This is a genomic window from Micromonospora sp. RL09-050-HVF-A (assembly GCF_019374995.1).
GTDB lineage: Bacteria > Actinomycetota > Actinomycetes > Mycobacteriales > Micromonosporaceae > Micromonospora > Micromonospora antibiotica.
Genome location: NZ_JAGKQP010000002.1, coordinates 6,726,340 through 6,737,999 on the forward strand (window position 1 = coordinate 6,726,340; position 11,660 = coordinate 6,737,999).

Sequence of the window (11,660 nt, forward strand, 5' to 3'; positions counted from 1 at the left end):
GACGGCATCGTCCGGGTGCCCCGGATCGTCAGGCGTCCCTTGCCGGTGACGCCGTCGGACGCCCCGCTCTACGGCACCGGCACGGTGCTGGTCACCGGTGCGACAGGTGCGCTCGGCGCGGCGGTGGCCCGGCACCTGGTCACGGCACACGGGGTGTCCCGGTTGTTGCTGCTGTCGCGCAGCGGTACGGCGGCGGCCGGCGCCGACGACCTCGTCGCCGAACTGACTGGTTCCGGTGCCCGGGTCGACCTGGTCGCCTGCGACGTGGCCGACCGTGACCAGCTGACCGCCGCCCTGGCCGACGTGCCGGACCTGTCGGCGGTGGTGCACACCGCCGGGGTGCTCGACGACGGCGTGGTGTCGTCGTTGACCCCGGACCGGGTCTCGGCGGTGCTGCGGCCCAAGGTGGACGCCGCGACGCTGCTCGACGAGCTGACCCGGGGTCGGGACCTGTCGGCGTTCGTGCTGTTCTCCTCGCTGTCCGGGGTGCTGGGTGCGCCGGGGCAGGGCAACTACGCGGCGGCGAACGCCCACCTCGACGCGCTCGCGGTCACCCGGCGGGCCGCCGGGCTGCCAGGGGTGTCGTTGGCCTGGGGACTGTGGGGCGAAGGCTCCACGATGACCGAAGGACTCGCCGACACCGACCGGGAGCGGATGTCCCGGGGTGGGGTGCTGCCGTTGTCCACCGCCGACGGGTTGGCCCTGCTCGACGCCGCGGTAGCCGGCGGGTCGGCCACCCTCGTCCCGGCCCGGCTCGACGTGCCGACGCTGCGTACCCTCGGCGACCGGTTGCCCCCGGTGCTGCGCGCCCTGACCGGGCCGACCCGGCGCACGGCCACCGCCGCCAGCACCGTCGACCGGTCGGGCAGCGACTGGTTGACCGGCCTGCCGGAGCAGGAGCGCGCCGGTGCCGTCCGGCACCTGGTGCACACCCACGTCGCCGCCGTGCTCGGTCTCGCCGGGCCGGACGCGGTCGAGGCGGACCGCACCTTCCAGAGCCTCGGCTTCGACTCGCTCACCGCCGTCGAGCTGCGCAACGCGCTCTCCACTGCGGCGGGCCTGCGGCTCCCGGCCACCCTGATCTTCGACTACCCGACGCCCGTCGCCCTCGCCGAGTTCCTGCACGGTGAGCTGAGCGGCGCACTCGACGTACCGCAGGCCCGGCAGACCGCCACCACCACGATCGGTGACGACCCGGTGGCGATCGTCGGGATGGCCTGCCGCTACCCCGGCGGGGTGTCCTCCCCGGAGGACCTGTGGCGGCTAGTCGCGGACGGCGTCGACGCCATCGACGGCTTCCCGACCGACCGGGGTTGGGACCTGGCCCGGCTCTACGACCCGACCGGCGTCCGCCCCGACACCAGCTACGCCGACCAGGGTGGGTTCCTGCCCGGCGCGGCCGGCTTCGACCCGGCCTTCTTCGGCATCTCACCCCGCGAGGCCGTGCTGATGGACCCGCAGCAGCGGCAACTGCTGGAGGTCTCCTGGGAGGCGTTCGAGCGGGCCGGCATCGACCCCTCCTCGGTACGCGGCTCCGCCACCGGCGTCTTCGCCGGCCTGATGTACCACGACTATGTGACCGGGCACAGCGCCGGCAGCGTCGTCTCCGGGCGGATCGCCTACACCCTCGGCCTCGAAGGCCCCGCCGTCACCGTGGACACCGCGTGTTCGTCGTCGTTGGTGGCGATGCATCTGGCGGGTCAGGCGTTGCGGTCGGGTGAGTGTGATCTGGCGTTGGCTGGTGGGGTGACGGTGATGGCGACGCCGGAGACGTTTGTGGAGTTTTCGCGGCAGCGGGGGTTGGCGCCTGATGGTCGGTGTAAGCCGTTCGCGGCGGCGGCCGACGGGACGGGTTGGTCCGAGGGTGTCGGTGTGTTGGTGCTCGAACGACTCTCCGACGCCCGTCGGCACGGACACACGATCCTCGGTCTCGTGCGGGGTTCGGCGGTCAACCAGGACGGCGCGTCGAACGGGCTGACCGCCCCCAACGGGCCGGCGCAGCAGCGGGTGATCCGGCAGGCTCTGGCGAATGCCCGGGTGTCGGCGGCTGAGGTGGATGTGGTGGAGGCGCACGGTACGGGTACGACGTTGGGTGATCCGATTGAGGCGCAGGCGATTCTGGCGACGTACGGTCGGGATCGGGAGCGGCCGTTGTGGTTGGGTTCGGTGAAGTCGAATCTGGGTCATACGCAGGCTGCTGCTGGTGTGGCGGGTGTGATGAAGATGGTGTTGGCGATGCGGTACGGGGTGGTGCCGCGGACGTTGCACGTGGATGCGCCGAGTCCGCACGTGGACTGGTCGGCGGGTGAGGTGCGGTTGGCGACTGAGGCGGTCGAGTGGCCTGCCGATGGTCGTCCGCGTCGGGCGGCGGTGTCGTCGTTCGGCATCAGCGGCACCAACGCCCACGTCATCGTCGAGGAGTACCCGCAGCCCGTCGCGGCACCCGAGTCGACGCCGGCACCCGCCGTGGTGCTCTGGCCGCTGGGCAGCCGCTCCACCGCCGGCCTCACCGCCCAGGCGGCCCGGCTGCGCGACTTCCTCACCGACGAACGACCTGTCGACATCGGACACTCCCTGGCCGCCGCTCGGGCCGCCCTGGACCACCGGGGTGTCGTCCTCGGCAGCTCCGCCGACGACCTCGCCACCGGCCTGGAGGCCCTGACCACCGGGGCCGGCCTGTCCGGCCGTATCACCACCGGTCGCACCGCCGTGCTGTTCACCGGTCAGGGTGCGCAGCGGGTGGGGATGGGTCGCGAGTTGGCGGCGGCTTTCCCGGTGTTCGCGCAGGCTCTGGATGAGGTGTGTGCGGCGTTCGGGTCGTTGCTGGGTGGTGATCTGCGGGAGGTGATGTTCACCGACCCGGACGGTCTCCTGGATCAGACGGGGTGGACGCAGCCGGCGTTGTTCGCGGTTGAGGTGGCGTTGTTCCGTCTGGCGGAGTCGTGGGGGTTGAAGCCGGACTTCGTGGCGGGTCACTCGATCGGTGAGTTGGCTGCCGCGCACGTGGCCGGTGTCTGGTCGCTGGCGGACGCCTGCCAGGTGGTGGCGGCCCGTGGTGGTCTGATGCAGGCCCTTCCGGCCGGTGGGGCGATGCTGGCGATCGCCGCGCCGCTGGCCGAGTTGGATCTGGGTGACGTGGACGTGGCGGCGGTGAACGGTCCTCGTGCGGTGGTCGTCTCGGGTACCGAGGAGCAGGTCGCGGCGTTGGAGGCGTCGCTTGAGGTGAAGACGCGTCGGTTGCGGGTGTCGCATGCGTTCCATTCGCATTTGATGGACCCGATGCTGGCCGAGTACGGGCAGGTCCTCGACGGGGTCACCGCCAACCCGGCGGGTATCCCGCTGGTGTCGACCGCGACCGGTGATCTTGTCACCGACGAGGAGTTGGGTTCGGTCGGGTACTGGCAGGGTCAGGTGCGGGGCACGGTCCGGTTCGCTGACGCGGTGGCCGCTCTCGCGGCCCGTGGGGTGACCCGGTTCGTGGAGATCGGGCCGGCCAGTGTGCTGACCGCGATGGTGGCCGACAGCGTCGACGACGCGGTGACCATCGCGTTGCAGCGCCGTGACCGGGACCAGGTCACCGCGTACGCCACCGGGATGGCGCAGGCGTGGATCAGCGGTGTCGACCTCGACTGGGCGGCCGTCAACCCCGGCGGCCGGACCGTCGACCTGCCCACCTACGCCTTCCAACACCAGCACTACTGGATGCAGGACACCGGGGCGGAGCGGGACGTCACCGCCGCCGGGCTGCTCGACGCCGAGCACCCGCTGCTGTCGGCCGTCACCACCCTGCCCGACACCGACGGGCTGATCGCCACCGGACTGCTGTCCCGGCGTACCCAGCCGTGGCTGGCCGAGCACATGTTGGGCGACACGATCGTGCTGCCCGGCACCGGGCTGGTCGAACTCGCCCTCCGGGCCGGGGCCCAGGTCGGCTGTGGCCGGCTTGCCGAACTCACCCTCCAGGCCCCGCTGGTCGTCCCCGACGACGACGGCGTGCAGGTGCAGGTGGCCGTCGGCGGGCCCGGCGACGACGGCGGCCGACAGGTCACCGTCTACTCCCGGCACCGGGACGCACCGTGGACCCGGCACGCCACCGGCCTGCTCACCCCGGCCCCGCCGACCCACCGGCCGACCCGGCGACCGCCTGGCCGCCGGCCGCCGCCACCCCCGTCGACGTCGACGGGCTCTACGAGCGGATGGCCGACGCCGGACTGGTCTACGGACCGGTCTTCCAGGGCCTGCGGGCCGCCTGGCGGCACGGTGACGAGGTGTACGCCGAGATCGCGCTCCCCGCCGACGTGCTCGACGCCGACCGGTTCCACCTGCATCCGGCCCTGTTCGACGCGGCGCTGCACACCATCGGGCTGAGCCGGGGCGAGGGGCGGCCCGGCGTCCCGTTCTCCTGGAGCGGGATCACCGTCCACGCCACCGGTGCCGCCGCGCTGCGGCTCACCGTCACCCCGGCCGGCCCCGACGAGGTCGCCCTCACCCTCACCGACGAGACCGGCGCACCCGTCGCCCGGGTCGACTCGCTGGTGCTGCGGGAGATCGACGCGGGTCAGCTCGCCGCCGCCCGCACCGGCCGGCAGGAACACCTCTACCGGATCGACTGGACCCCGGTGCCGCTGCCCACCACCCCGGCCGACGGCCGCTGGGCACTGGTCGGCGTCGACGAGTTCAAGGTGGCCGCCGCGCTCGACACCGTCGGCCTGCTCGCCGAGACCCACCCCGACCTGACCGCCCTCACCGTCACCCTCGACGCGGGCGGGACCGTACCGGACGTGGTGCTGGTCGCCAGCGTGCAACCCGACTCCCGGGACCTCGCGGCCGGTGCCCGGCACACCACCGGTCAACTGCTCACCCTGCTCCAGGGCTGGCTCGCCGACGAACGGCTGGCGTCGTCCCGGCTGCTGGTGCTCACCCACGGCGCGCAGGGTGACCGGGTCACCGAGCCCGCCGCCGCGGCGGCCTGGGGTCTGGTCCGGTCCGCCCAGTCGGAGAACCCGGGTCGGATCGTCCTGGTCGACCTCGACGACCACGACGGGTCCGCCCAGCTCCTCCCGGCGGTGCTGGCCGGTGGCGAACCGCAGCTGGTGGTCCGCGAGGGCGTCGCGCACGCCGCCCGGCTGGTGCCCGCCGCCGGGCCCGACGGCACCCCCGGCAGCGCCTTCACCGACGGTGGCACCGTGCTGCTCACCGGTGCCGGCGGCACCCTCGGCCGGCTCGTCGCCCGACACCTGGTCGACGCGTACGGGGTGCGGCACCTGCTGCTGGCCAGCCGGCGCGGCCCCGACGCCGACGGGATGGCCGCGCTGCGCGACGACCTCACCGCCCGCGGGGCGGAGGTCACCGTGGCCGCCTGCGACCTGGCCGACCGGGACGCGGTCGCCAGGTTGCTCGCCGCAGTGCCCGCCGGGCACCCGCTGACCGGGGTGGTGCACGCCGCCGGGGTGCTCGACGACGGGATCATCCCGGCGCTGACCCGGGACCGCCTCGACGCGGTGCTGCGCCCCAAGGTCGACGCGGCCACCCACCTGCACGAGCTGACCCGGGACGCGGGGCTCACCGCGTTCGTGTTGTTCTCCTCGGCGGCCGGCGTGCTCGGCGGGCCGGGGCAGGGCAACTACGCGGCGGCGAACGCGTTCCTCGACGCGCTGGCGAGCGCCCGCCGGGCCGCCGGGCTGCCCGCCCAGTCCCTGGCCTGGGGGCCGTGGGCCGGCGGCGGGATGGCCGACGACCTCGGCGGCACCGACCGGGCCCGGATGTCGCGGGGCGGGGTGCAACCGGTGTCCGCCGCGGAGGGACTGGCGCTGCTCGACGCGGCGCTGGCCCGTACCGAGGCGGTGCTCGTCCCGGTCAAGGCCGACCTGCGCACCCCGGCGGGGGACGAGGTGCCGCCGATCCTGCGCGCCCTGGTCACCCCGGCCCGGCGTAGCACCCCGGGGACGAACCGACCCGACCCGGCGGCGCTGCGGCGTACCCTCGGCGGGCTGGACGGCGACGGCCAGCAGGCGCTGCTGGCCGACCTGGTGCGCTCGCGCGCCGCGACCGTGCTCGGGCACGGCCGCCCCGACGACCTCGACCCGGCGCTGCGCTTCGTCGAGCTGGGCTTCGACTCGCTCACCGCGATGGAGCTGCGCAACGCCCTCAACGAGGCGACCGGGCTGCGGCTGGCCACCGGGGTGGTCTTCGACCACGGCAGCGTCGACGAACTCGCCGCGCTGCTGCGCACCGAACTGGCCGCGCCACCGGCCGAGGAACGGGCCGGCACGCCCGACGCCGCCGCCGACACGATGAGCGCGCTGTTCCGCACCGCCGTCAAGAGCGGCCGGGTACAGCAGGGCCTGTCCCTGCTGTACGCGGTGGCCGACATCCGGCCCACCTTCGACGGGCCGGCCGACCTGCCGCAGGTCCCCGCCCCGCGCCGGCTCGCCCGGGGCGACCAGGGGCCGGCGATCATCTGCTTCCCGTCGCCGATGGCGCTCGGCGGCGACCAGCAGTACGCCCGGTTCACCGCCGAGTTCGGTGGCACCCGGGACGTGTGGACCCTGCCGGTGCCCGGTTTCGGCCGGGACGAGAGCCTGCCCGCCTCCGCCGACGCGGCGGTACGGGTCTTCGCCGAGATGGTCCGCCCGATCGCCGAGCAGGGGCCGTACGTCATCGTCGGATACTCCTCCGGCGGCCTGTTCGCCCACGCCACCGCCGGTGAGCTGGAGCGGCAGGGGCACGGCCCGGCCGGGGTGGTGCTGCTCGACACCTACCTCACCACCGGCAGCACCACGGCGACGTTCTTCACCCACATGCTCGACTCGCTGCTGGACCGGGAGGCCACCTTCGGCGAGTTCAGCAGCGCCCGGCTGTCGGCGATGGGCCGCTACGTCCGGCTGCTGCAGAGCTGCCCGGTGGAGGCGATCGACACGCCGGTGCTCTTCGTCCGGCCGCAGGAGTCCATCGTGGCCGGCGGCGACGACGACGGGTGGCGGGCCACCTGGGAAACCCCGCACACGCTCCGGGAGGTGCCCGGCGACCACTTCACCATGATGGAGGGTCGGGTCGGCACGACCGCCGAGGTGGTACGGGACTGGATCGCGCAGTGACGCGCGCCGTGACGACAGCGGGAGTGGACGACATGACACTGGCACCGACCACCAAGGGCACCGTCGAGTTCGGCGAGCACCGGACCTGGTACCGGGTGACCGGCGAGCTGCACGGCGACCGGCCACCGCTGGTGGTGCTGCACGGCGGCCCCGGCAGCACCCACGACTACCTGCTCAACCTGGCCGAGCTGAGCCGCTCCGGCCGGCCGGTGGTGCACTACGACCAGCTCGGCAACGGCGGCTCCACCCACCTGCGGGGCCGGGGCGCCGACTTCTGGACCGTGGAGCTGTTCCTCGCCGAACTGGACAACCTGCTGCGCCGGCTCGGCATCGCCGAGGAGTACGTGCTGTTCGGGCAGTCCTGGGGCGGGGTGCTGGCGGCGGCCCACGCCGCCGACCGGCCCGCCGGGCTGCGCGGCGTGGTGATCGCCAACGCGCCCGCGTCGTACCCGCTGTGGCTGCCGGAACTGGACGTGCTGCGGGCCGCGCTGCCGCCCGGCGTGGACGCGACGCTGCGCCGGCACGAGGCCGCCGGCACCACCGGCAGCCAGGCGTACACGGCCGCGATGATGGTCTTCTACCAGCGGCACGTGTGTCGGCGTAAGCCGCTGCCGCCGGAGCTGATGGCCACCTTCATGGAGATCAACGGCGATCCGACCGTCTACCACGCGATGAACGGGCCCAGCGAGTTCCACATCACCGGTACGCTGCGCGACTACTCGCTGCTCGACCGGCTGCCGCAGATCGACACCCCGACCCTGGTCATCAGCGGCGAGTACGACGAGGTCACCCCGGCCGCGGTGCGCCCCTTCCACGACCTCGTCCCCGGCGCCCACTGGGAGATCATCGAGGGGGCCAGCCACCTGCCCCACCTGGAGACCCCGGAGCGGTTCACCGAGGTCCTCACCCAGTTCCTCGACAAGCTCTGAACCGGCCCGGGACGACCGGCGGCGCATGCTCGACGACGCCCGGCCCACCCGGGGCGACCCGGGCCGATCCGACCCGGGCCGGGCCGCCGGTCCGGTCGGGGCGGCGTCCGGCTCAGGCGGGCCGGGCGTCGTACGTCGCGCGGTGGGCGTGCACCTCGTCCAGATGCGTTTCGGCCCAGCTCTTGAGGGCCCGCATCGTCTCGTGCAGGGAGAAGCCGAGGTCGGTCAGCTCGTAGGTGACCGTGACCGGCACGGTCGCCGTCGCGGTACGGCTGACCAGGCCGTCGCGTTCCAGGGTGCGCAGCGTCTGGGTGAGCATCTTCTGGCTGACCCCGGCCAGCAGGCGGGACAGCTCCGAGTAGCGCATCGGCCGGGGAGTGCCGGCGCAGTCCGCGCCGAACCGGTGCGACCCGTCGGTGCGCAGCGCGGCCAGCACCAGCGCGACCCACTTGTCGGAGATCCGGGCGAGCAGCTCCCGGCTGGGACACTGCGCCACGAACGCGTCGTACGCCACCGCCGTCTCCGCCCGGCGCTCGGCCGCCGTCCTCGTGGTCATCGCCGGTCCTCCCGCAGTCGGTTTGCTACGCACTTTCAGGTGCCTACTTCCCTCCAGAAAGCTACCTCACCGATAGTGGTCGGGTACCACTCCGTTGACCATGAAGGCCGAGGTAACCACATGCTCACCCGCTCTCTGCCCGGCGGCACCTGGACGCTGGGCGACCTGACCGTCACCCGGTCCGGCTACGGCGCCATGCAACTCGCCGGCCCGGGGTGATGGGACCGCCCGCCGACCCGGACGCGGCGCTGGCCGTCCTGCGGGAGGTCGTCGCCCTCGGCATCACGCACATCGACACCAGCGACGCCTACGGGCCGCACGTGACCAACCGGCTGATCCGCGAGGCCCTGCACCCGTACCCCGAAGGGCTGCACCTGGTGACCAAGGTCGGCGCGACCCGGGACGCGCAGGGCGGCTGGCCTGCCGCGCGGGAGCCGGAGCAACTGCGCCGGGCCGTCGAGGAGAACCTGGACAACCTCGGCGTCGAGGCCCTGGACCTGGTCAACCTCCGGCTCGGTGACGCCACGGGGCCCCGGGCCGGCTCCCTCGCCGAGCCGCTCGAGGCGCTCGTCGCACTCCAGCACAAGGGCCTGATCCGGCACCTGGGGGTGAGCAACGTGACGCCCGAGCAGGTCACCGAGGCACAGTCGATCGCCCCGATCGTGTGCGTGCAGAACCTCTACAACCTGGCCTACCGGCAGGACGACGCGCTGATCGACCGGCTCGCCGGGCAGGGGGTGGCCTACGTGCCGTACTTCCCGCTGGGTGGGTTCAGCCCGTTGCAGTCCGCGGCGCTGTCGGCCGTGGCCGCCCGCCGGGACGCGACGCCGATGGCCGTCGCCCTGGCCTGGCTGTTGCAGCGCTCACCCAACATCCTGCTCATCCCCGGCACCTCGTCGGTGGCGCACCTGCGGGAGAACGTCGCCGGGGCGGGGCTGACGCTCACCGCCGACGACCTCGCCGCACTGGACGCGATCGGACGCTGACCGGAGAACCACGAAAAGTGCCCGTGACCAGACCGGTCACGGGCACTGTCCGGAACGGGTGCCGCTCACACGGGAGCGGGCACGCCACGCATGTCGGTCAGCACACTCCACAGCGTCTGCGGGGTGGCGAACGTCTCCATCGACATCGCCTCGTCGACGAAGCGCACGTCGTACTCGCTCTCCAGGGTGGCCAGCAGTTCGACCATGGCGAGGGAGTCCAGGCCGGAGTCGCGCAGGCTGGTGCCGGCCAGCAGCGTCTCCTCGGGGTCGAGGAAGGGCAGGTGCTGGCGCAGGATGGCCTCGAACCGTTGATCCCACATGTCCGCGATTCCTTCCGGTGCAGGGTGAGAAGACGCTAACAACGCCCCACGGGGGCTGACGACCCGGCAATTCCCCAGCCGCCGGCCGGCCCGGGTAAGGGGTCGTTAGGGGGGTCGATGCGGGTGGGGGCCGGCAGGGCCGCCGATACGCTCCGGCCATGAGTCGAGAGAACTTCGCGCGCACGCACGCCTCCGTGGAGACGCTGCACGAGTTCCTGTTGGCGGGTGCCCGGCTGACGCCCGACAAGCCGGCCGTCATCCAGGCCGTCGGCGGCGAGGTCGGCTCCATCTCGTACCGTCAGCTCGCCCAGCGGGTGGACGGCTACGCCGCCGCCCTCGACGAACTCGGCCTCGACATCGGCGACCGGGTGATCCTGGAGTCGGACACCACCCCGACCGCCATCGCGGCCTTCCTGGCCTGCTCCTCGCTGGGCCTGACGTTCATCCCGGTCAGCCCGGAGACCCCCGCCCAGCGGCTCGCGCTGATCGCCGAGAGCACCGCCGCCGCGCTGCACCTGCAACCCGTCGACGGCCGCCGCGACGGCGTACCCGCGTCGCTGGGCACCGCCCGGTTCGGCCCGGACGGCATCCAGGTCGAGCGGACGCCCGCGCCGCGCACCCGGCACCGCCGGGAACTGGTGCCCACCGACCCGGCCTACATGATCTTCACGTCGGGCACCACCGGACGACCCAAGGGCGTGGTGATGAGCCACCGGGGCGTGCTCGCCTTCTTCCGGGGGATGCTGCGGCACGGCATCGTCTCCGCCGAGGACCGGGTCGCCACCACCTCGCCGTTGCAGTTCGACTTCTCGCTGCTCGACATCGGCCTGGCGCTGGGCAGTGGCGCGGCCGTGGTGCCGGTGCCCCGCTCGCTGCTGCGCTGGCCGCGCCGCTTCGTGCAGTTCCTCGCCGACAGCGGCGCCACCCAGGTCAACGGGGTGCCGTCGATCTGGCGGGGGGTGCTGCGGCACGAGTTCGCCGGGCTGGCCGCGCTCGGCGAGCAGATCCGCGGGGTGCTCTACTCAGGCGAGAACTTCCCCCTGCCCGAGATGCGGGAGCTGCAACGTGCCCTGCCGCACGCCCGCGTGGTCAACTGCTTCGGCAGCAGCGAGTCCATCGCCGCGTCCTTCACCGACGTGCCGAACCCGCTGCCCGACGACGCCGACCGGATCTCCATCGGCCACGCCCACCCGGGCGCGGAGATGCTGCTGATCGACGAGGACGGCCGGCCGGTCGACTCCCCGGGTGTCATCGGCCAGATCCACCTGCGCAGCGCCGCCCTGTTCCACGGCTACTGGAACGACCCGGAGGCGACCGCCGCCGCGCTGGTGCCCGACCCGCTCAACCCGGCCACCGGGCAGGTGGTCTTCCGCACCGGCGACCTGGCCTACCGGGGCGAGGGTGGCGAACTCTACTTCACCGGCCGGGCCGACTCCCTGGTCAAGGTGCGCGGCAACCGGGTCGAGCTGGGCGAGGTGGAGCGCCGGGTCCGGGAGTTCCCGGGCATCACCGGGGCCGCCGCGCTGATGCTGCCGCAGGAGGGCAAGGACCCGGTGCTGGCCGCGTTCGTGGTGCTCGACGAGGGCGTCACCGGCGTGGAGGAGATGGAGCTGGGCGCGTTCTGCCTGGAGGCGCTGCCCGACTACATGGTGCCGCAACAGGTCCGGGTCATCGACGAGCTGCCGGTCAACGCCAACGGCAAGGTCGACCGGCGGGCCCTGGCCGACCGCGCGGGACAGCCCGCACAGGGCTGACCCGCCCCGAACGACCCC

At 73.4% G+C, this 11,660-nt stretch carries 4 protein-coding genes and 2 pseudogenes; 4 read left to right on the forward strand and 2 right to left on the reverse strand.

All coding sequences use genetic code 11. From position 1 onward, the window contains the following. Positions 1-12 precede the first annotated feature (12 nt). Positions 13-7,097, forward strand: a pseudogene (locus J7462_RS33785) (SDR family NAD(P)-dependent oxidoreductase); the annotation flags it as partial. Between the two features lie 23 nt (positions 7,098-7,120). After that, positions 7,121-8,026, forward strand: a complete 906-nt coding sequence (locus J7462_RS29595; RefSeq protein WP_208569129.1) for a proline iminopeptidase-family hydrolase — start codon at positions 7,121-7,123, stop codon at positions 8,024-8,026. Between the two features lie 112 nt (positions 8,027-8,138). Here the strand turns inward: J7462_RS29595 and J7462_RS29600 are convergent, their stop codons facing one another. Next, entirely contained in the window at positions 8,139-8,582 is a 444-nt protein-coding gene (locus J7462_RS29600) for a helix-turn-helix domain-containing protein (RefSeq protein WP_219469121.1), read from the reverse strand. A 120-nt stretch (positions 8,583-8,702) separates the two neighbouring features. Between J7462_RS29600 and J7462_RS29605 the strand changes: the two are divergent. Beyond that, positions 8,703-9,568 (forward strand): annotated as a pseudogene (locus J7462_RS29605) (aldo/keto reductase family oxidoreductase). 65 nt (positions 9,569-9,633) lie between these two features. On the opposite strand, the gene J7462_RS29610 reads toward J7462_RS29605, so the two are convergent. Continuing rightward, on the reverse strand, positions 9,634-9,888 hold the full coding sequence (locus tag J7462_RS29610; RefSeq protein ID WP_088642125.1) for a phosphopantetheine-binding protein: 255 nt from the start codon (positions 9,886-9,888) through the stop codon (positions 9,634-9,636). Between the two features lie 158 nt (positions 9,889-10,046). Between J7462_RS29610 and J7462_RS29615 the strand changes: the two genes are divergently transcribed. Continuing rightward, complete coding sequence (locus tag J7462_RS29615; RefSeq protein WP_219469128.1) at positions 10,047-11,642, forward strand: D-alanine--poly(phosphoribitol) ligase; 1,596 nt, start codon at positions 10,047-10,049, stop codon at positions 11,640-11,642. Positions 11,643-11,660 lie beyond the last annotated feature (18 nt).